Source organism: Prevotella heparinolytica (assembly GCF_002998535.1).
Classification (GTDB): Bacteria; Bacteroidota; Bacteroidia; order Bacteroidales; family Bacteroidaceae; genus Bacteroides; species Bacteroides heparinolyticus.
On the sequence record NZ_CP027234.1, the window covers coordinates 367,770 to 389,943 of the forward strand.

A 22,174-nucleotide genomic window follows, 5' to 3' on the forward strand; every position below is an offset into this window, starting at 1 on the left:
AACGGATGTAAGCGGATTATTCGATCCGTTTACATCCGTTTGCTTGCAGAAACTCGTTTAGTGTGTTCTCATAATTGCCGTGCAGCATGATGTGATGGTTGCCTAACGGCGTTTTGAGGAAATAGTCGGCGGAAGAATTCAGTTTTATCCTTACTTGCGTGCGGCACATATTGATGTAGTTTGTGTTTTCGGTGAGCGTACCGGTGGTTAAGTAGTATTCGTCCAAACTCTCGCTTCCGCATTTTACGATGGTTACGTCTACTGTGGGCAAGAGTCCCTGAATGCCTATGCCGCTTTCCGTTTCAAAATGATTGCGGATAATGAATTTTTCTGTCTGGGTGATGCCGATGGTGCAATGGGCCAGTATGATTTCGTTGGTGCGGGCGTTAATCATGGAAGGATTGGCCATGAAGGAGGCCTTCCCGGTCAATGCCTTGACGGCCAGCATGCTGAAAACCGACTGTAAATCCCCTTCGCATCCGGCCACGATTCCTTCGTCGTTCAGCAAAGCAAGTGCAAGACAACCGGTAGTTCCTGTTTGCTCTATCAACCGGAAGCAGCTCAGGGTTATGGCACTCAACCCTTCTTCCGTCACTATTTTTTTGATGGCGCGGTAAAGGCGCATGGCTTTTATCATGTCTTCGGGCGTTGCCTCACGGCAGGCCAATGCTTTTCCTGCCAGATCGGCACATGCTTGGCCTACTTCTTCGTCAGTAGTTTGTTCGTAATATTCGTAAACACGCTCCAATGGGATATCGGTGTATTCAATACCCCACCGGCGTTTGGCAAGCAGGTAATCCACATTGCTGGCTATCAACCAACTCGACGGAGTGCCTATCACGCCGATACGTGTTCCGAAAAGAGTGCGTTGCGCCATGAAGTTGCTGTGAAGGACGAAGATGCGTTTGATGATCTCCGACAGTTCTCCATGAAGGATTTCGCTTCTCATTCCTCGCCCGCGTAGCCATGACGATATTTCGAGTGCTGCGGCCAGTGAATTCTGCATGCCGTCTGCCAAAAGGATGGCAGGACGGGGCAGGGATTCGAAGTGTTGGATGACCAACCGCTCCACACCTCCGGTGGCAATGAATATGATGCTGAAATCATCGGACGAGAGTTTGTCGATATGCTGATAATCGATGATATTGACGGTGAAATATTTTTCCAATTCTGTAAGTATCACTTCGTGAGAGTTACGGACAGTAGCCTGTTTATGCAGGATAGAAGCAAAAGCTATTAGGTTGATGACCATGATATTGTTTAAGTTTTTACTGTTTGCTTTTGTGACTAAAGCTCTTTTCTCGTTTGCTGATTCAAAAGTACAGGTTTCTTTCTATATGACATAACGTTTTTACGATAGATAAGGTTTTTAAAGTTTTTATGTTTATGCTTCCTTTGGGTTTCAAATAATTCGCTACATTTGCAGCTCAATAATAAAAAAGACTTCAATGCCAACAATATCTATTCGTGGAACGGAGATGCCCGCATCTCCCATCAGAAAGCTGGCTCCTCTGGCAGATGCCGCCAAACAAAGGGGCATACATGTATTCCATCTGAATATCGGGCAGCCCGACCTCCCTACACCGCAAGTTGCTATTGAGGCGATAAGAAATATCGACCGGAAGATTCTGGAATATAGCCCCAGTGCGGGCTATCGCAGTTATCGCGAGAAGTTGGTGGGCTACTACGAGAAATACAACATCCATCTCACGGCAGACGACATCATCATCACTTCCGGCGGTTCGGAAGCCGTATTGTTCTCTTTTCTGGCCTGCCTCAACCCGGGCGACGAAATCATCGTGCCCGAACCGGCCTATGCCAATTACATGGCGTTTGCCATCTCTGCCGGAGCCAAGATACGAACCATTGCCACTACCATAGAAGAGGGCTTTTCGCTGCCCAAGGTAGAGAAGTTCGAGGAACTGATAAATGAACGTACGCGCGCCATACTGATTTGCAACCCGAATAATCCGACAGGCTATCTTTATACACGGCGCGAGATGAACCAGATTCGCGACTTAGTGAAGAAATACGATTTATTCCTTTTCTCGGACGAGGTGTACCGGGAATTTATTTATACGGGTTCCCCCTATATTTCGGCCTGCCATCTGGAAGGTATCGAAAACAATGTGGTACTGATTGATTCCGTATCCAAGCGTTACTCCGAGTGCGGCATCCGTATCGGGGCTTTGATAACGAAGAATAAGGAGATACGCGATGCAGTCATGAAGTTTTGCCAAGCCCGCCTCAGTCCTCCCCTGATTGGTCAGATTGCGGCCGAGGCTTCGCTCGATGCGAGTGAGGATTATCTGCGCGACACGTATGATGAATATGTGGAACGCCGTAAATGCTTGATTGATGGGCTGAATCGCATTCCCGGTGTCTATTCTCCCATTCCGATGGGAGCATTCTACACCGTGGCTAAATTGCCGGTAGATGATTCCGACAAGTTCTGCGCTTGGTGTCTTTCCGATTTCGAGTACGAAGGGCAGACGGTCTTTATGGCTCCGGCATCAGGTTTCTATACTACGCCGGGTGCCGGGCGTAACGAGGTGCGTATTGCTTATGTGTTGAAAAAAGAAGATCTGACACGGGCGCTATTTGTCTTGCAGAAGGCATTGGAGGCTTATCCGGGGCGTACTGAATAAATGGCTGTCGGGCACAGGGTATGGATTTATCTCGTTTCATAGCGCTTCGCATTTATCGTAATGCACAACCGGGAAAGCAAGTTTCCCGTCCCGCCGTACTTATCGCCATGATTGGCATTGCCATAGGTCTGGCGGTAATGATTATTGCCGTGTCCGTAATCATAGGTTTCAAGAGCGAAGTGCGCGATAAAATTGTAGGCTTCGGTTCGCACATACAGATAAGTAATCTCGATGCCGCACGTTCCTACGAAACACGCCCCATTGCAGTGGGCGACAGTATGATTGCCGCTCTTACCGATTATCCGGAGGTGAAACATGTGCAACGTTATTCCACAAAGCCGGGCATGATAAAGACCTCCGACGCTTTTCAAGGGATGGTTTTGAAAGGTGTAGGCCCTGAGTACGACAGGACATTCTTCCGTCGGCATATCATTGAAGGCGAGTTCCCGCAGTTCAGTGATTCGGCATCTTCCAATCGTGTGGTCATTTCAAAGATACTTGCCGATAAAATGAAGTTGAAGCTTGGCGACAAGATCGATACGTATTTTATTCAGGATGACGTGCGTGCCCGCCGCCTGAAGATTGTGGGCATCTATCAGACGAATTTTTCCGAATACGATAATCTTTTTCTCCTTACCGATCTTTGTTTGGTAAACCGCCTGAACGGTTGGCAACCCGATCAGGTGAGCGGGGTGGAGTTGGAAATCCGCGACTATGGCAAGCTGGAAGAAACCACCTACGAGATAGCTGCCGATACGGATGAGCATCCCGACCGTTATGGCGCCGAATATTGCGTCCGTAATGTGGAGCAACTCAATCTTCCGATCTTTGCTTGGTTGGACATATTGGATGTGAACATCTGGGTTATCCTCATCCTTATGATTGGAGTGGCTGGTTTCACGATGGTGTCCGGTCTGCTGATTATCATTATAGAGCGTACCTCCATGATAGGTGTGCTGAAGTCTCTTGGGGCTGATAATTTTACTATCCGTAAGGTGTTTCTTTGGTTCTCGGTCTTCCTTATCGGCAAGGGGATGTTGTGGGGAAATGCCATCGGACTTGTCTTTTATTTCGTGCAGCGCTGGTTCGGTTTATTCAAACTCAATCCGGAAACGTACTATATGGCTACGGTTCCGGTATCTTTCAATATCTGGCTGTTTTTACTGCTGAATGTCGGCACTTTATTGGCCGCCGTGCTGATGTTGCTGGGACCTTCTTTCCTGATTACGCGCATCCATCCCGCCACCTCCATCCGTTACGAGTAAGAGGTTTCACTTTCTGAGGAAGTTGCTTCTTTTGCGGAACAGGCAGTATAATTTCCAACGCATGGATTGCATTGGTTGCAACAAATCGAACAAGGGGAGCGTGAAGTAGTATCTGCGTTTCTCGTTCAACTCTTTTGCCGTTTGATTGATGACGATGGCCTGCACGATGAAGCGTAGCAGGAAAAATGTGAATGCAATTCCTGCCACCGACCAGTTAAAATGCAGCACGCCGGTGATGAGCAGGGTTATCCATACCACATAGAAAGCCATACGTGTAAAGGTCTCTCCTCCTGCCAGCCAACGTTGTATTCCGTGATACAGGTAGGACGTAGAAGTATATCCTATCTTCTCCTCTCTCCAGTCCTTGGCCCGCCAGACGGGTTGCATGCGTACGGTGGCGTCTGCGTCCGTCTCCACTCGTGTATTGTTGGCTGTGGCTATGCGGTTGATAAATAGGTCGTCGTCTCCTCTTTGCAGGTTGAGGTGGGCGGAAAATCCTTTTTGCTGATAAAACAGCTCTTTCCTATAAGCAAGGTTGCGCCCTATGCCCATGTATGGGCTTCCAGCCAAGGCAAATCCCAAATAGCGCATGGAGATGAACAGGTTGTCGAAAGACACCTGCTTATGTAGCCAGCCTTTGCCCCGCTCATATCCGCTGTAGCCTAAAACCACTTGAGTACGCGATGTAAAGTTGCGTGCCAGCAGTCGCAACCATTGGTTGCTTTGTGGCCGGCAGTCGGCGTCGGTGAATACTACCCAATCATACTTGCTGGCTTTGATACCGAGTGTTGCAGCCAGCTTCTTACGGCTGATATAGCGGGAAGATTCGGGAATGAAACTATGGTACAGATGCGGATATTTCTCTTCGAGCAAAGTCAGGTAGTCTTTGCTTTCATCGGTGTTTCCGTCATTGATGACGATGACCTCGTATAAGGGATAGTCTTGCTCCAATACGGATATCAGGTTGTTGCGCAGATTCTCTGCTTCATCGTGGGCGCAAATAATGACCGACACGGGCGGAAACTCTTGCGTGAAATGCGTGTCTCCCCGTTTCACGGCACGGTTGCGGAGGTGGATACGATTGTACAGACAAAAGTAATAAAGGGTCTGTATGATGAACAACGTGCTCGTTGCGGCAAGCAGTATTTTTTCAGAGTTCTCTAATGCAAATGCTTCCATATTGGGCATGAAACGTTTTATGATGCACAAAGGTACGAAAAAACGCCACAGTGGAAGCTTGGTGGCGAGTTTTTTTTAGGGACTGAAAAGAAACTCGGAAAAAGCAGTCGCTGAAGATAAATTTATTGATAGAACCGTGTAAGTAAAAGGTGGGTGATAAGCAGAAAAATGCCATTTTTTTGTAACATGGAGATTGCAATATTCTGTTAAACGAAGCCAATAGCTTTGAAATAGAATGTAATTGGTCGCGAGAGCCCGAACTTTTATTCCGGTCGGGTGGTTTACTTTAAAGGATAATGCTTACTTTTGCATAGAATTTTTATTCACTAACAATAAACTTTAAACAAAATGGTAAATTACAAAGATTTAGGATTAGTAAACACAAAGGAAATGTTTGCTAAGGCTATCAAAGGTGGATATGCTATTCCGGCATTCAACTTCAACAATATGGAACAGATGCAGGCTATCATCAAGGCTGCTGTTGAAACTAAATCTCCTGTGATTCTTCAGGTATCCAAGGGTGCCCGTCAGTATGCCAACGCAACGTTGTTGCGCTACATGGCTCAGGGTGCTGTGGAATATGCCAAAGAATTGGGTTGTGCACATCCGGAAATCGTTCTTCACCTTGACCACGGCGATACGTTCGAGACTTGCAAGTCTTGTATCGATTCAGGTTTCTCCTCAGTGATGATCGACGGTTCTCACTTGCCCTACGAAGAGAATGTGGCATTGACCAAGAAGGTGGTTGAGTATGCCCACCAGTTCGATGTAACGGTAGAAGGCGAGCTTGGCGTATTGGCCGGTGTTGAAGACGAGGTTTCTGCCGAACACCACACATATACTAACCCTGAAGAAGTGATTGACTTTGCTACTCGCACAGGTTGCGATTCATTGGCTATCTCGATTGGTACTTCTCACGGTGCTTACAAGTTCAAACCCGAACAATGCCATGTAGATCCTGCTACCGGTCGTCTGGTTCCTCCTCCTCTGGAGTTTGCCGTATTGGATGCCGTAATGGAGAAACTTCCGGGATTCCCCATCGTTCTTCACGGTTCTTCTTCAGTTCCTCAGGAAGAAGTTGATACCATCAACAAGTTTGGCGGTAAGCTGGAAGCTGCCATCGGTATTCCAGAAGAAGAATTGCGTAAGGCTGCCAAGTCTGCCGTTTGCAAGATCAACATCGACTCAGACTCTCGTTTGGCAATGACTGCTGCCGTTCGCAAGGTATTTGCCGAGAAGCCCGCAGAGTTCGACCCGCGTAAGTATCTGGGTCCGGCTCGCGACAATATGGAGAAGCTCTACAAGCATAAAATCGTTAACGTGCTTGGCTCGGACAACAAATTGGCGCAGCTGTAAGTTAGCTATTCGTCATAGAGAATGAAAGGGGCATGCCGGCAGTGGCATGCTCTTTTTTTATATGCTAAGAGAGTGAATCAAAAAACTTGGTTTTGATTCACTCTCTTAGTTCATACTTATTTTCTTGCTTTATAGGCATGTTGCAGTCCGGTGGATGTTTGCCTCTTATTTGTTTGTATGTAATTTATACCATATCTTCCTCCGGCCTGAGCCTCCCTGATAACCGAGATTTTCTCCGACACCGAGGAAGACATCGTTCCTCGGTGAGGAACACCCTCTTCCTCGGTGTCGAGTAGCTTGTTCCTCGGTGAGGAACTTTGAGAGGAGTTTTTCGCTACTTTCCTTTGTAAAGAAAAAGGATTGTTAAACCGAGCGGATGACTTTATCTTATAGCTCGATGACCAATGATTCTCTGGCTGCCATCTTCAACTCTTCACTGAAAGTGATGGTTCTGCCGCTGAGGATGTCTTTCCCTTGTTTATTCTCTTTCAAGATTTCCTTATAGAACTTCAATGGTACGCTTGTTTCAGCGTCCGTACCGTTGAGCATCACGAATACGGTTTTCCCTTCGTGTTGGCGGGCGTAGGCATATACGCCGTTCTGCACCATGAATTGTACCATGCTGCCTTTGGCTATCACCTCGTTGCCTTTGCGCCAGTTCAGGATGGTTTTGTAGAAGTTATAGCACTCGTTTTGCAGCTTGCTGCGTCCGTTGGCGGTAAATGCCGTTGCTTTGTCATCAGCCCATCCGCCGGGGAAGTCCTTACGCACGTAGCCGTCGCTTTTGTGCTTCACACCGGTCATCATAATCTCCGTTCCATAATAAAGTTGCGGGATGCGGCGGGTGGTGAGCAACAGTGTGGAGGCTTGTTTCAGCATCGGCAGGTTGTCGCCCTCACCGAGAAAACGGTCGGTGTCGTGGTTTTCGATGAATGCGAGCACGGAGGCAGGGTTGGGGTAGAGGAAGTCGTAGACAAAGCTGTTGTACACACGGTCCAGTCCTTTGAACCAAGTCTCCGTCTGTTCGGTTTTGGCTATGTTTATTTTGTCGAAGAAACTGAAGTCCATGACGGTTTTCAGGTTGCTGTTCTTCGGTGCGGAAAGCTTGGAATCCTTCTGCCACCATGCCGTGTAGGCCGGTTCGGTGACCCATGTTTCTCCTACGGTGTTGTAGTTGGGATATTCTTCGTTCAACTCCTTCATCCAATGGCTCATGGCGTCATAGTCGGCATACGGGTAGGTATCCATGCGTATGCCGTCGATGTCGGCATATTCAATCCACCAGAAACTGTTCTGCACCAGATAGCGGTAGACGTGCGGGTTCTTTTGGTTGAGGTCGGGCATGGTGGGCACAAACCATCCGTCGTTCATCTGGTGCGTGTCGAATTTGGAAGCGTAGGGGTCGATATGGGGAGTCAGTTTGAAAGAGGTCTGCACGAAGTTCTTTTCGTGGTCGGGGTTGTTGAACCAGTCTTTTGACGGCATGTCCTTAATCCATGCGTGTTCCACGCCGCAATGGTTGAAAATCATATCCATCACAATCTTGATGCCTCGTGCATGAGACTTCTCAATCAGCTGTTTGTATTCTTCGTTGGTGCCGAAGCGCGGGTCTACTTTGTAATAGTCGGTGGTGGCATAGCCGTGGTACGAACCTCCGGTCATGTTGTTTTCCAATACGGGGGTAAACCACAAGGCCGTCACGCCAAGGTCGGAGAAGTAGTCGAGGTGCTGCTCTATGCCGGCAAGGTCGCCGCCATGACGGGCGTTAGGGTCGTTGCGGTCTACTTTGTATTCGGCCATTCCCGGCAGTTGGTCGTTGTCGGGATTTCCGTTGGCAAAGCGGTCGGGCATCAGCAGATACAGGGCATCGGAAGCATCGAAGCCTTTGTGCTCACGACCTTTCTTGTTGCGAGCCTTCAGCTCATAATCTTTCAAGATTTTCTTTTTTCCTTGCTTGAAGGTGAGCGTCATCTTGCCCGGTTTCACGTCTTTGTCCAGTTTCAAATAAACCAGCAGATAATTGTTGCTTTCCAACTTCACGGTGCTGCTCAGTGAAACGCCGGGATAGTCGACGAATACCGACGCATTTCCGATGTCTTCGCCATATACCATCAGCTGGAGCTCCGGATTCTGCATTCCGGCATACCAGAACGGAGGGTCGATTTTGTTTACGTTCATAGCTGCATACGTAGAAAGAGTGAGCAATAGTGCTCCAAGGATAGAGAATACTGTTTTCATGATAGTAACTTTACGGTTAATTTCGTGCTAATTTAAAATAAATGACGGAGAAAGCATTTGTCTTCTCCGTCATTATACTTTTTAATATTACGCAAACGTTTTCTACATATGGCTATCTGACAGGAATAAACCTTGCCGTGTCTACCTTTCCTTTGAAGAAATCCTCTTTTTTACGGCCTTCTCTGATGTTTTTCAGCCATTTTTCGGCGGCATTATACCGATTGTCTTCTCCGATAATGACTGTTCCGTTGCTGTCCACCTCTTGCGGCATCTCTTTTTTGTTCTTAGGGCGGGTTCTCAGATAAGCTTCCAGATACTGCTCGGCTCTTACTGCATCCTTCAACCAATAATAATAGATGTGGGCCGCATTGTACAGCAGCTTGTGGTTGTTTGTATCATATTTTTTGTATTGCTCTATAAGGGTGTTGGCTTGTTCCTTATATTGAGCAGCCATTTTATAACAATCTGCCATACCCACGTAGAGGCGTATCATGGTGCTATCGCTGGGGAGGCTGAGTGCAATGGCTTGTTCCAGATAGGCCACACCTTCCTTCTTCCACGAAGTTTTGGAGCAGGCACGCCCCAAGTAATAAAGCACGTTTACGTTTGTGCGGTCTTCTTTGAGTGCCCGCTCCAGCAGGTCGTGTGCCGGATAGAAGTTGTCGATGGCGTAGTAGCTGATTCCGGCATAAAAGCAGGTCTGGAAGCTGCTGTCTTTTTCTTGCAGCAGTTGTTCGTATCTTTGTATCGCTTTCGGATAGTCTTTGTTTAGACAGTAAGCCTGCGCATTGACCCTGTTGACAAGCACATTGGTAGAGTCTATCGTACGGTATTTCTCTGTAATGTTTATTGCGTCTTCAAATTGCCGGCCGGCAATGTAGATATTCCCCAGCTTGGCAGCCGACAGATAGTCCTCTGGGTATCGTCTCTGTATGTCCTGATAAGCATCTATTACCCGGTCTACATTGGAGTTGTCGCAGATTTGCTCCATGCTTTCGGCTCTGAGATGAAGAACAAAGGCGGAGCTGTCTTTCATTGCCAGCAGATTGCTCTCTTGGAAAGATTCGTGGTACCTCTTTATGTTCATTAACAGACTGATATATTGAAGGTGCACGTATTTGTTTTCCGGATTCAGCTTTAGTGCGCTTTGATAGTATCCCAGCGCTTCGCCGTAGCGGGCCAGAGATTTGCAGCACTCGGCTGTTTCGATGTATGCTCGCGGATTGAGTGAATCTTGTAGCACTACTTCCCTAAAGACGACCAAAGCCTTGTCCTTATCTCCCAATCCTTTCAGGGCCTTTCCTTTTTGATAGAGCAACGGGACGGTTGCCTCTTCTTTATTGATAAGCATCAGAGCAGTTTCATAGTCATAATTGGCCATTGCCTCCTGAATGGAATTGATGTTTTGTGCCGATAGCAGGGCACAGCAGGCGAAGAAGCAGAAGCAGAGAAGTTGTTTTCGCATGTCTTTTGGTTTTATGGTATTATGTAATTGCCTGCAAGTTAATAAAAGGAAGATTTGCTACGGAATTTTCGTAATTTATTTGAGATAGATTAACAAAAGAATAAGGCTACCTCGCTTTTTAGGTCGAGATAGCCTTATTATGGATAAAATATAAAGTGGGAAATCTTTTATTACATCAAGAAGCCCAGCAAGATACCGGCTGCCACAGCAGAACCGATTACGCCGGCAACGTTCGGCCCCATGGCGTGCATCAGCAGATAATTGGTAGAATCATATTCTAAACCTACTACTTGTGAAATGCGCGCAGAGTCGGGCACGGCAGAAACGCCGGCATTGCCAATCAACGGATTAATCTTATTGTCTTTCTTCAAGAATAGATTGAAAATTTTCACAAAGATTACTCCCGAAGCAGTCGCGATGACAAACGATAAAGCACCCAGACCGAAAATCTTGATTGAGTCGAATGTCAGGAACTCGGATGCTTGTGTGGAAGCACCTACGGTAAGTCCCAACAAAATCGTAATGGTATCAATCAGCGGTCCGCTGGCTGTGTTGGCCAAGCGACGGGTAACACCACTTTCTTTCAGCAAGTTACCAAAGAACAGCATACCCAACAAAGGCAAACCGGATGGAACAAGGAATGTGGTGAGCAACAAACCGATAATCGGGAACATCACTTTCTCTGTGTGAGAAACCACGCGAGGAGGTTTCATGCGGATCAGACGTTCGTGCTTGTTGGTCAACAGACGCATGATGGGCGGTTGTATCACCGGCACCAATGCCATGTACGAATAAGCCGACACTGCAATGGCACCCATCAAATTCGGAGCCAGCTTGGAGGAGAGAAAGATGGCCGTCGGGCCGTCTGCACCACCGATAATGCCGATTGCACCGGCCTGCATGGGGTCGAACCCTATTGCAAGGGCAATCATGTATGCACCGAAGATACCGAACTGGGCAGCAGCACCGACCAGCATCAATTTAGGATTCGATATCAGTGCGGAAAAGTCCGTCATGGCACCGATTCCCAAGAAAATGAGGGGTGGATACCAGCCGGAAGTTACTCCCTGATACAGAATGTTAAGTACCGAGCCTTCCTCATAGATGCCGACCTTCAATCCGGCTTCCATGTTGAAGGGAATATTGCCTACCAATATACCGAAACCGATAGGTATCAGTAGCATTGGTTCGAATTCCTTGGCCACAGCCAGGTATATGAAGAACAAACCTATCAAGAGCATTGCCACGTGTCCACCCGTTGCGTTGGCAAACCCCGTGTATGTCCAGAAGTCGGCAAGGTTGTTTCCTATGAATGTGATAAATTCTCCCATATTATTCGATGATTACGAGATCAGTTCCTTCGAGAACAGAGTCTCCTTTACTAACATTGATAGCGGTAATCTTTCCATCGCGGTCGGCGTTGATGCTGTTTTCCATTTTCATGGCTTCCAGGATGATGATGAGCTGTCCTTTCTTCACCGTATCGCCTACGTTTACTTTGATGTCGAGGATGACACCCGGAAGCGGAGATTTTACTCCTGATTTACCGGCAGAAACTGCGGCCGGCTTACTTACCGGGGCAACCGGTGCTGCTGCCGGTGCAGTTGTTGCAGCCGGACGAACTATGGGCTTAATGGGAGCAGACTTTACTTTTTGCTCCATTTCAACGTTGTAAGGAGTACCGTTCACTTCCACGTGAGCGATGTTCTCTTCAATATCTTCAATGGTAACGTTGTACACATTACCGTTAATTTTATACTTATATTCTTTCATCGTTTTATTTTTTTTCGAAGTGACTTTACTTTTTGTGAGGGGTTTCACGCAATGTGTAGATTTTGGAACTCCATGGCGAATAGCTGCGTTTTACACGCGTAATGGTAAGCACGGTGTCTTCCACGTCGTGTACGTCGCTTTGCATTTCGTGCATAGCCATGGCAATGGCGGCAAACACCTCGCCCGGAGCTTGTCCGAGTTGTTTCTCTTTGGCTTCCTGTTTGTCGGTGATACCTTTTGCTGTCATAGCATTGCGTGCGCTGAGGTTCACGGAAATCTTACCTACGATTTTGAATGAAATGTAAAGCAATATCAAACCAAAGAATACCACACTCATGGCCGAAATGGACATACCGATACCTGTGTTGTCATGTTCCTCAAACTTCTCCATCTTGGCATTGCTGTCGATGGTTTTGTTGTTGGTGCTTGGCGTCACATACTTGTCTGCACTTTCGCCTTTTACTTCCCATTCGGATGAAGCGTCACTGACGCGTGCGTACGATTGATTGGCTTTAAGGGTGTTGCCCGGTACAATAATCTGATCCAGCAAACTCTTGCCGGAGTCGTATAGTCCAATCCAGTTGACATTCAACGTGTCCAGCTTGAAGTTGGTATGGAATGTTCCGCGTCTCGGTTCTCCGTCAGCCCAGAAGAGTGCATGTTGGCGTGGTTTTACCAGTGTCAGGACATCACCTTTGGGGATGAAATAAGTAACGGTATCATTACCCGGACTCCAATGTTTCAGGTAGCAGCCGGCCAAGTCGGCACTGCCATATGATTTATTGAATATTTCAACCCATGCACTGTGTACGCCATAGTCGTCTTGGTAGTTACTTTCGTTGTTAACCAGCACTTCGTTCAGCAATAGCTTTTTGTTGGATTTCTGTTCTCCGCAGGAAGAGCAAAGGCAGGCCACCAGTAACAATGAAAGAAATATTCCGATTTTTGTTTTGTTCATAATCGTTCTTGTTTTAGTGTAAAAAGCCTGATTACAAAGGAATATTACCATGTTTTTTGGCCGGGTTGGACAATTTTTTTGTTTGCAGCTGCTGCAAGGCGCGGATAATGCGGAAACGCGTGTTGCGCGGTTCGATGACATCGTCGATGTAGCCGTACTTGGCTGCATTGTAAGGATTGGCAAACAGCTTGGTATACTCGGCTTCTTTCTCTGCCAGGAACTGTGCCGGATTTTCTTGATCTTTGGCTTCGCGGGCATACAACACCTCTACGGCACCTGCGCCACCCATTACGGCGATTTCAGCAGTAGGCCAAGCATAGTTCATGTCACCGCGGAGCTGCTTACAGCTCATCACAATGTGCGAACCGCCGTACGATTTGCGAAGAGTGATGGTTACTTTGGGCACAGTGGCTTCACCGTAAGCATACAGCAACTTGGCGCCGTGCAAAATGACACCGTTGTATTCTTGTCCTGTTCCGGGAAGGAAGCCCGGCACGTCTACCAACGAAACAATGGGGATATTGAAAGCATCGCAGAAGCGGACAAAACGGGCGCCTTTGCGAGAAGCGTTGCTGTCGAGCACACCTGCCAGATACTTGGGCTGGTTGGCTACAATACCTACTGATTGTCCGTTGAATCGTGCAAAGCCGATGATAATATTCTTGGAATAGTCTTTCTGGATTTCGAGGAACTCGCCGTTATCTACGATGGCACCGATTACTTCGTACATATCGTAAGGCTTGTTCGGATTGTCGGGGATGATGTCGTTCAGGGAATCTTCCAGACGATCGATCGGGTCAGTGCAATCTGCATAGGGGGCTTCTTCCAAGTTGTTCTGTGGGATATAGCTTAACAGCTTGCGGATCAAAGCCAAAGCTTCTTCTTCTGTCTTGGCGGTGAAGTGTGTCACACCCGATTTGGTAGAGTGAACGCTGGCTCCGCCCAGATTTTCCTGGCTCACGTCTTCGCCTGTCACTGTCTTAACAACCTTCGGTCCTGTGAGGAACATGTAAGAGGTACCTTCCATCATTAGCGTGAAGTCTGTAAGGGCGGGGGAGTAAACCGCACCACCGGCACAAGGGCCGAAGATTCCGGAGATTTGAGGAATGACTCCGGAAGCAAGGATGTTGCGTTGGAAGATTTCAGCGTAACCAGCTAATGCGTTGATGCCTTCCTGGATACGTGCGCCACCTGAATCGTTGATACCGATACAAGGTGCGCCCATCTTCATGGCCTGATCCATAATCTTGCAGATTTTCAAAGACATGGTTTCGGACAATGAACCGGCAGAAACTGTAAAATCTTGTGCAAAGATATAAACCAAACGACCTTCGATTGTTCCGCAGCCGGTTACTACACCATCGCCGGGATAATGTTTCTTCTCCATGTCGAAGTTGGTGCATCGGTGTTCTACGAACATATCCATTTCTTCGAAACTTCCTTCATCGAGAAGCATGGATATACGCTCGCGGGCCGTATATTTACCCTTCTCGTGTTGCTTTGCAATCGCTTTTTCACCACCACCCATACGTGCGGCGGCACGGCGGTCTATAAGCTCTTTAATCTTTTCAAGTTGATTACTCATATTCTTATTAATGATTTATGATTTATAAACTATGATATACTGATGCATGATTTATGACGGCGACGTCTTTATAAATCTATCCTTTCTCGCAGAGTTCAGTCAGTACGCCGAGCGTTGATTTCGGATGCAGGAATGCTATGTTCATGCTTTCTGCACCTTTGCGTGGAGCCTTGTCGATGAGACGGATGCCTTTCTCCTCAGATTCTGCAAGAACGTTGGCCACGCCGTCTTCCACAGCAAATGCCAGATGGTGCATACCGCCGTTTCCGTTGTTCTTCTCAATGAATTTGGCAATGGTGCTCTCAGGAGAAGTAGGTTCCAGTAACTCAATCTTTACGTCGCCTACTTTCAGAAAGGCTGTTCTAACTTTCTGGTCTTCTACTGTTTCAATGTTGTAGCATTTCAGACCAAGAACGTTTTCATAATACGGAAGGGCTTCCTCGATACTTTTAACGGCGATGCCCAAATGTTCAATGTGTGAAATCTTCATAACTGTATTATTTAATGTTACTTATAGTGTTTCTTAAGGTGTAAAACAGCACAAAGAAAGAAAAATCTTCCTTAATAAAGAAATTTTTCGCCAAATAATTCGTGAAGAATGGTGCTCATTCAATTCTTTGCAGAATTATATCTGAGTTCGGGATAAGTGGTTGCTTTTGCTAAAGATGAGGGGGTGGATCCTGTCGGGCGGATATTTCCTGAATGCACCGGTTTACGGTGATTGGGGAGAAGAGAGCCTTTCAGACCGACCGCCCTTCCCCTGTCTGACAGCTGCAATCCTTTGTCGTGACAGAGGCAAGTGTTCAAGCCGACAGACACAAGTGTCTGACAAGGAAGGGGTGAATGTCTGATAACCAATGGAGTTTGACTCTAAAATACAAGCCGCCGGGTGAGGTTGTCGACCCGCTTCTTATCCCGAATTCAGATAATTATGATAGGGAAGAAGGAGTTGCATCGTTTCAAAGCCGTGTAAAGGTGTCCTTATACGAAGAAAACGCAGGCTTGATACGGAGGATACCTACTTGTAAAAGATGTGTATTAATGATTTTCATTTTCTGAAAAATGGGAGAAAAAGCTGCAAAGGCCGTCCGTAAACGAACAATCGGAGTGTCCGAAAACGAACACCCATGCCGTTTGTGTGCGCTCCGGCTTGCTTGGCATGGTCTTTGCCTTTTTTGTCAATGATTATTTTAAAGACCTGACATGAAAAGAAAGACTTTACTTGCAATTTGCCTCTGGATGCCGTTGGCAATCATGGCACAGAACGATACGGCGGGATATGACCGCAACATGACTTTGACGGAAGCCATTGCTTTGGCGCGTTTGCAGTCTGTGGATGCCGCCGTTGCGTTGAATGAACTGAAAACGGCTTATTGGGAATATCGTACCTTTCGGGCCGATTTACTACCGGAAGTAAATTTTATAGGAACATTACCTAATTATAATAAGTCGTACAGTACTTATCAAAATTCTGATGGTTCTTATGGTTTTGTGCGTAACAATACACTGGGCCTGTCGGGAAAATTTTCTATCGATCAGAATATCTGGGTTACGGGAGGGCGGTTGTCGCTGACTTCATCTCTTAATTTTATCAGGCAATTAGGCTCCGGAGGCACCAAGCAATTTATGTCTGTGCCTGTGAACCTTGAACTGAAACAGCCCATTTTCGGGGTAAACAATTTGAAATGGAACCGCCGTATCGAGCCGGTGCGTTATGCAGAGGCCAAGGCCGCTTTTGTTACCGCCACGGAGGAAGTGACAATGAAAGCCATCACCTACTTCTTCCAGTTACTTCTGGCCAAAGAATCACTTGCTACGGCAAGGCAGAACAAAGCAAATGCCGACCGCCTTTACGAAGTGGCCATAGCCAAGCGAAAGATGGGGCAGATTTCGGAAAATGATTTGCTCCAGCTCCGGCTGAATGCACTGCAAGGCAAGGCCGATGTGACAGAGGCGGAAAGCAATCTGAATGCTAAGATGTTCCGGCTTCGCTCTTTCCTCGGGGTGTCTGAACAGGAAAATTTAAATCCTGTGCTTCCGGCTTCCGTTCCCGATATTAATATGGAGTACGACCGTGTGCTGAATAAGGCCTTGGAACGCAATTCGTTTGCGCAGAACATACGTCGCCGGCAGTTGGAGGCCGATTACGCGGTGGCCGCAGCGCGGGGAAATCTGAGGAGTGTTGATTTGTTCGCCAGTGTGGGATATACCGGGCAGAACCAGAGACTGTCGGCTGCCTATCGGGATTTGCTTGATAATCAAATAGTACAGGTGGGGGTTAAAATACCGATTCTCGATTGGGGTAAGCGACGCGGCAAAGTGCAGGTGGCAAAGAGCAATCGGGAAGTTGTCCTATCAAGGATTCGGCAGGAACAGATGGATTTCAATCAAGATATTTTCTTGTTGGTGGCCAAGTTCAATAATCAGGCAGAGCAATTAAGTATTGCCGAGGAAGCGGATGTCATTGCCGAGAAGCGTTATAGGACAAGTGTGGAAACTTTCATGATTGGTAAAATCAGTACGCTCGACTTGAACGATGCGCAAAATTCCAAAGATGAAGCCCGTCAAAAACATATTTCCGAACTATATGATTATTGGTATTATTTGTATCAACTCCGTAGCTTGACACTGTGGGATTTTGAACGAGACACGGAATTGGAAGCCGATTTTGAAGATATCATAAGAAAATAGGCAGACTTGTCTGTATTCTTTTTTTGTGAAACTTACTCCTGCTTTATGGTGATAATCATAAAAAAAGCATAATTTTGTAGGGAACAAACCGTAGACTTTATGATATTGATAATAGATGACGACAGTGCCGTGCGCTCTTCTCTCAGTTTTATGCTGAAGCGTGCCGGTTATGAGGTGACAACAGCTCCGAATCCTCGTGAGGCTATGGAAATAGTGAGGAGCGAGACCCCTGCATTGATTTTGATGGATATGAATTTCACTCTTTCCACCACGGGTGAAGAGGGGCTTACACTGTTGAAACAGGTAAAAGTGTTCCATCCTGATGTGCCTGTTATGCTGATGACGGCGTGGGGAAGCATTCAGCTGGCTGTGCAGGGAATGCAGGCGGGGGCATTCGACTTCATCACCAAGCCTTGGAATAATGCAGCCCTTTTGCAACGCATCGAGACGGCTCTTGCACTTTCTTCTCCATCCGAAGGAGGGTGTGGGGCGCAGGGAATGTCGCTGAACCGCAGCCATATCATCGGTAAGTCAAAAGGGCTGATGGAGGTGCTGGATACCGTGGCACGCATTGCCCCTACCAATGCTTCCGTGCTGATTACGGGCGAAAGCGGGACAGGAAAAGAGTTGATTGCCGAAGCCATACATATCAACAGTCGGCGTGCGAAGCAACCTTTTGTCAAAGTCAATCTTGGCGGTATCTCTCAGAGCTTGTTCGAAAGCGAAATGTTCGGGCATAAGAAAGGGGCGTTTACCGATGCGAGTACCGACCGTATAGGGCGTTTTGAACTGGCCAATAAAGGTACCATCTTTCTGGATGAGATAGGCGATCTTGATTTATCCTGTCAGGTAAAGCTGCTGCGTGTGTTGCAGGACCAGACGTTCGAAGTGTTGGGCGACAGTCGTCCGCGTAGGGCTGACGTGCGTGTGGTTTCGGCCACTAATGCCGATTTGTCCAAGATGGTTTCCGAACGCACGTTCCGCGAAGACCTCTTCTATCGTATAAACCTGATTACCGTAAAACTTCCTTCCTTAAGGGAACGGCGCGAAGACATACCTTTGTTGGCACGTCACTTTGCCGATCGTCAGGCGGAAATCAACGGCTTGTCGCATACCGATTTTTCGGCGGATGCCTTGAACTTCCTGTCACACCTGCCTTATCCGGGCAATATACGCGAACTGAAGAATCTGGTGGAGCGCACCATCCTGATTTGTGGAAAAACTATGCTTGATGCCTCCGACTTTGATTCCCAATGCCAGAGGCGTGACGAGCCGGCAAAAGCCTCTGAAAGAACAGCGTTTGCAGGTATGACACTGGACGAGATAGAGCGGCAGACGATTTTGCAGGCGTTGGAACAGCATAAGGGTAATCTCAGCCAAGTAGCTGTAGCGTTGGGCATCAGTCGTGCTGCACTATATCGGAGGCTGGAAAAATATAATATAAATTATGAATGACGGATGAAACGCCATGCGTCATTTGTACTTATAATCATCACGAACCGTGCGTATTAAATTTTTCTTTTTCATCCTTGTCCTTTTTTTATTGGCTCTGAGCGGAGTGCTGGCTTATATACTGGACGGAAAACAATCCTTGCATCTTTATTTGCTGGAGGGACTCATTGTTTTTATTCTGGTCTATCTGATAGTGTTCTATAATAAAATAGTGAAACCGATGAACACAATCGGAAGTGGCATGGAGTTGTTGCGCGAACAAGACTTCAGCAGTCGGCTTAGCCGGGTGGGGCAATATGAGGCAGACCGCATTGTGAATATCTTTAACCGTATGATGGAACAGCTCAAAAATGAGCGTTTGCGGCTGCGTGAGCAGAATCACTTTCTGGATTTGTTGATTCAGGCCTCGCCGATGGGAGTAATTATTACCACACTCGACGGTGATGTGTCGCAATTGAGCCCGATGGCGGTGAAAATGCTGGGAGTGCGGCCAGAGGAAGCCATGAACAAACAGTTGGGGCAAATAGATTCTCCTTTGGCGGCAGAGTTGGCTGCAATCCCTAAAGAGATGACTTCGGTGGTGCGTCTCAATGATGCCAATATTTACAAGTGTACCCATTCTTCATTTGTTGACAGAGGGTTCAAGCACCCGTTTTTCTTGATAGAGCGCATGACGGAGGAGGTGATGCGTGCCGAGAAACGTGCGTATGAGAAAGTAATTCGAATGATTGCGCACGAAGTGAACAATACCACTGCCGGCATCACCTCTACGCTCGATACAGTGGAGCAGGCGCTTTCCGAAGAGAGCGGGATGGAAGATATTTGCGACGTGATGCGTGTCTGCACCGACCGTTGCTTCTCCATGAGCCGTTTCATCACTCGCTTTGCCGACGTGGTAAAGATTCCCGAACCTACATTGTCTCCTGTCCGGCTGAATGAGCTGGTATCTATGTGCAAGCGCTTTATGGAGGGTATGTGCAATGACCGCAATATCTCTTTGCGGTTGGAGTGTAATCCGGAGGTTGGCATGGTTCGCCTTGACGTATCTCTTTTTGAACAGGTCTTGGTGAACATTATCAAGAATGCTGTCGAAAGTATAGAAAGCAATTCTGATAATATGCAGAAACCGGGAGAAATAATCGTGAGGACCGCAACTCCCGTTTCCGTTGAGGTCATTGACAATGGACCCGGCATAAGCAAGGAAGTGGAGGCAAAACTCTTCAGTCCCTTCTTCTCTACTAAACCGCACGGGCAGGGAATCGGGTTAGTGTTTATCCGGGAGGTTTTGAGCCGACATGGATGTACTTTTTCTCTGCATACTTACAGCGACGGATTGACCCGCTTCCGTATATCATTTCCGTGATGTGTTTTTACGCTTGTACAAGTGTGAGGCTACGGTTGTACAAGCGTAACCCTATACTTGTACAAGCGAAGCCTTACAGTTGTACAAGTGAGGGCTTACACTTGTATAAGTGTAAATCGCTCATTCTCAGTATATGAATTTGAGGTTGTGTACATGCGATTGTCCCCTCATCCCTTTCTTGCATAGATTGTATGCGGAGCTTGGAACAAGGGGAATTATCTTGGTGTTTCGTAATCTTGTTATAGTTGCGGAGGCTTTTATGTTTATCTGTTGTCTCGCAAGTCTCTTACTCTGACAGCTTTTCCTTCGCTTTGAGGCAGAGACCCTTTCTTGACAAGCCGTAGTTTGGGAGTGACTAAGACTTCATCTTTCAATTGGCGGGTAATCTCTTTACGGACTTTTTCCAATTCAATGTAATTGTCGGTAGAAAGATCGCTGATCTCCACCTCCACAATCATCTCGTCCTGGTTATTCACCGTTTCGAGTGTGATGAGGTAATTACTGCCTAATTCGGGGAACTGCACCAACACTTTTTCCACCTGCATGGGGAAAATATTGACCCCTTTGATGATGAACATGTCATCGCTGCGGCCTTTGATGCGATCGATGCGGAGATGGGTACGCCCGCAAGGACACCGACCGGGCAGAATACGTGTAAGGTCGCGCGTGCGATAACGTATAAGCGGCATCATTTCACGATCCAGCGTTGTCAGCACCAACTCGCCGATTTCACCTTCCGGCACAGGTTCTCCCGTTTCGGGATTGATGATTTCAACAAGATAGCAATCTTCCCAAAAGTGCATTCCATTTTGTTCGGTACACTCGAAAGCTACTCCCGGACCATTCATTTCTGTCATGCCAAAGCTATTGTAGGCCTTAACGCCGAGCATGTGCTCTATCTTCTTCCGTTGTTCGTCGGTATGAGGTTCGGCACCGATCAGAAGAGTTTTTAAACTTGTGGCGGCAGGGTCTATCCCCTCTTCCTGAAAGACTTCGGCCAAACGTATCGCATAGCTGGGGATGGCGTGAAGGGCCGTAGTCTTGAAATCGGTGATGAATTTGATCTGACGTTTGCTGTTGCCGGCTGCTGCCGGTACGGTCAATGCGCCCAGACGTTCGGCACCATATTGAAAACCTAATCCTCCGGTGAACATTCCATAACCGGAACTGTTCTGGAAAACATCGGTTTTTCGGAGTCCCACCATGTAGAGGCAACGAGCCACCAAGTTTGCCCAAGAGTCCAAGTCGTGTTGCGAATGTACAATGACGGTAGGAGTTCCTGTCGTACCGCTGGAAGAGTGAATGCGCACACCGTCTTCGTGCATATTGCCGGCTACCAGTCCGAAAGGATAATGGGCACGCATATCGGCCTTAGTGGTAAAGGGGATTTTGCGTATATCTTCTACGGACTGAAAGCTGTCGGCAGTGATGTTGTGTTGTTGAAAAACGGTTTTATAAAAAGGAGAGTTGGCAGCTATGGTGATAGTCTTTTTAAGTCGTTGAAGTTGTAACTCCCGTAGTTTTTCACGGGACATCGTTTCAATCTCCTCTTCCCAGTATTTGTTATTCATGGTCTTTTTTATTAGAATAGTCGGAGTATGTGGTTCATAAATGGTTTATATCAATTTCTCTGCAATCTCTTTGCCGGCTGCCAATGCTTTGAGGTTCATTTCGACAATGGCTTCTCCTTTGCGCAGGAAGATTCCGCGAATGCTGTCTTGCACTTTCCCGTAATCAATGCCGAGGAAAGGAATGGTTGCACCCAGCAGAACAATATTGGCTACTCGTGTGGAACCGAGTTCTTTTGCCACTTCATTTACATTCAGTACAATTTTGTGCGGCAGTTTGTCAAGTTCCGCCTTTATCGCTTTTTCATCCGGATAGTTGGGGATATTGATAAAAGGCACTTCGTTAGTGACCAACCAACCGTCGGGACTAAGATAAGGGAGGTAGCGTAAAGCCTCCATCGGCTCCAATGAAATGATAAGGTCGCATTTGCCTGTGGGTATTAAATCGGAGGCTATGGGACGGTCGCTGATGCGCAGATTGGATTGCACATCGCCGCCTCTTTGGCTCATCCCGTGAACTTCTGCCTGCTTCATATATAACCCTTCTTTAAGGACGGCTTCGCCTATTACGGTGGCGATGGATAGAATGCCTTGTCCTCCCACGCCGGATAGTATGATGTCTTTTTTCATGGT

17 protein-coding genes are annotated in these 22,174 nt (G+C 47.2%); 6 read left to right on the plus strand and 11 right to left on the minus strand.

What is annotated here, in order from left to right; genetic code table 11:
* Window positions 1-16: 16 nt before the first annotated feature.
* Entirely contained in the window at window positions 17-1,252 is a 1,236-nt protein-coding gene (locus C3V43_RS01435) for a fucose isomerase (RefSeq protein ID WP_106068293.1), read from the minus strand.
* A gap of 196 nt (window positions 1,253-1,448) precedes the next feature.
* Between C3V43_RS01435 and C3V43_RS01440 the strand changes: the two genes are divergently transcribed.
* Both C3V43_RS01440 and C3V43_RS01445 read left to right on the plus strand, forming a co-directional pair.
* Window positions 1,449-2,648, plus strand: a complete 1,200-nt coding sequence (locus tag C3V43_RS01440; RefSeq protein ID WP_106040650.1) for a pyridoxal phosphate-dependent aminotransferase — start codon at window positions 1,449-1,451, stop codon at window positions 2,646-2,648.
* Window positions 2,649-2,668: 20 nt separating this feature from the next.
* Window positions 2,669-3,913, plus strand: coding sequence for an ABC transporter permease (locus C3V43_RS01445; protein ID WP_106068294.1), 1,245 nt, complete (start codon window positions 2,669-2,671; stop codon window positions 3,911-3,913).
* A 6-nt stretch (window positions 3,914-3,919) separates the two neighbouring features.
* Here C3V43_RS01445 and C3V43_RS01450 read toward each other — a convergent pair whose 3' ends face one another.
* Window positions 3,920-5,092 carry a glycosyltransferase gene (locus C3V43_RS01450; protein WP_106070399.1) on the minus strand — a complete coding sequence of 391 codons (1,173 nt, stop codon included), beginning with the start codon at window positions 5,090-5,092 and terminating at the stop codon, window positions 3,920-3,922.
* Window positions 5,093-5,440: 348 nt separating this feature from the next.
* On the opposite strand from C3V43_RS01450, the gene C3V43_RS01455 reads away from it, so the two are divergent.
* Complete coding sequence (locus C3V43_RS01455) at window positions 5,441-6,448, plus strand: class II fructose-bisphosphate aldolase (protein WP_106068295.1); 1,008 nt, start codon at window positions 5,441-5,443, stop codon at window positions 6,446-6,448.
* Between the two features lie 387 nt (window positions 6,449-6,835).
* Here the strand turns inward: C3V43_RS01455 and C3V43_RS01460 are convergent, their stop codons facing one another.
* The 7 genes from C3V43_RS01460 to mce all read right to left on the minus strand — a co-directional run bounded on the left by C3V43_RS01460 (window position 6,836) and on the right by mce (window position 14,957).
* Complete coding sequence (locus C3V43_RS01460) at window positions 6,836-8,686, minus strand: glycoside hydrolase family 13 protein (protein WP_106068296.1); 1,851 nt, start codon at window positions 8,684-8,686, stop codon at window positions 6,836-6,838.
* Between the two features lie 112 nt (window positions 8,687-8,798).
* Complete coding sequence (locus C3V43_RS01465) at window positions 8,799-10,151, minus strand: tetratricopeptide repeat protein (protein WP_106068297.1); 1,353 nt, start codon at window positions 10,149-10,151, stop codon at window positions 8,799-8,801.
* 170 nt (window positions 10,152-10,321) lie between these two features.
* Complete coding sequence (locus C3V43_RS01470; RefSeq protein WP_106068298.1) at window positions 10,322-11,482, minus strand: sodium ion-translocating decarboxylase subunit beta; 1,161 nt, start codon at window positions 11,480-11,482, stop codon at window positions 10,322-10,324.
* A 1-nt stretch (window position 11,483) separates the two neighbouring features.
* Window positions 11,484-11,924: a biotin/lipoyl-containing protein gene (locus C3V43_RS01475; protein ID WP_106070400.1), complete on the minus strand. Its 441-nt coding sequence runs from the start codon at window positions 11,922-11,924 to the stop codon at window positions 11,484-11,486.
* A gap of 25 nt (window positions 11,925-11,949) precedes the next feature.
* Window positions 11,950-12,882, minus strand: a complete 933-nt coding sequence (locus C3V43_RS01480) for an OadG family transporter subunit (RefSeq protein ID WP_106068299.1) — start codon at window positions 12,880-12,882, stop codon at window positions 11,950-11,952.
* 31 nt (window positions 12,883-12,913) lie between these two features.
* A complete protein-coding gene (locus C3V43_RS01485; protein ID WP_106068300.1) occupies window positions 12,914-14,467 on the minus strand; it encodes an acyl-CoA carboxylase subunit beta in 1,554 nt (517 codons plus the stop codon).
* A gap of 76 nt (window positions 14,468-14,543) precedes the next feature.
* Window positions 14,544-14,957 (minus strand): methylmalonyl-CoA epimerase, encoded by a 414-nt coding sequence (mce, locus tag C3V43_RS01490; protein WP_106068301.1) that lies wholly within the window; start codon window positions 14,955-14,957, stop codon window positions 14,544-14,546.
* A gap of 713 nt (window positions 14,958-15,670) precedes the next feature.
* Here mce and C3V43_RS01495 point away from each other — a divergent pair.
* From C3V43_RS01495 to C3V43_RS01505, 3 genes are all read left to right on the plus strand, one after another.
* A complete protein-coding gene (locus C3V43_RS01495; protein ID WP_106068302.1) occupies window positions 15,671-17,158 on the plus strand; it encodes a TolC family protein in 1,488 nt (495 codons plus the stop codon).
* Between the two features lie 99 nt (window positions 17,159-17,257).
* Window positions 17,258-18,613: a sigma-54-dependent transcriptional regulator gene (locus tag C3V43_RS01500; protein ID WP_106068303.1), complete on the plus strand. Its 1,356-nt coding sequence runs from the start codon at window positions 17,258-17,260 to the stop codon at window positions 18,611-18,613.
* Between the two features lie 46 nt (window positions 18,614-18,659).
* Window positions 18,660-19,973 carry a sensor histidine kinase gene (locus tag C3V43_RS01505; RefSeq protein ID WP_106068304.1) on the plus strand — a complete coding sequence of 438 codons (1,314 nt, stop codon included), beginning with the start codon at window positions 18,660-18,662 and terminating at the stop codon, window positions 19,971-19,973.
* A 263-nt stretch (window positions 19,974-20,236) separates the two neighbouring features.
* Here the strand turns inward: C3V43_RS01505 and C3V43_RS01510 are convergent, their stop codons facing one another.
* Both C3V43_RS01510 and C3V43_RS01515 read right to left on the minus strand, forming a co-directional pair.
* A complete protein-coding gene (locus C3V43_RS01510) occupies window positions 20,237-21,544 on the minus strand; it encodes a phenylacetate--CoA ligase family protein (protein ID WP_106068305.1) in 1,308 nt (435 codons plus the stop codon).
* 45 nt (window positions 21,545-21,589) lie between these two features.
* Window positions 21,590-22,171 (minus strand): indolepyruvate oxidoreductase subunit beta, encoded by a 582-nt coding sequence (locus tag C3V43_RS01515; RefSeq protein ID WP_106068306.1) that lies wholly within the window; start codon window positions 22,169-22,171, stop codon window positions 21,590-21,592.
* Between the last annotated feature and the right edge of the window lie 3 nt (window positions 22,172-22,174).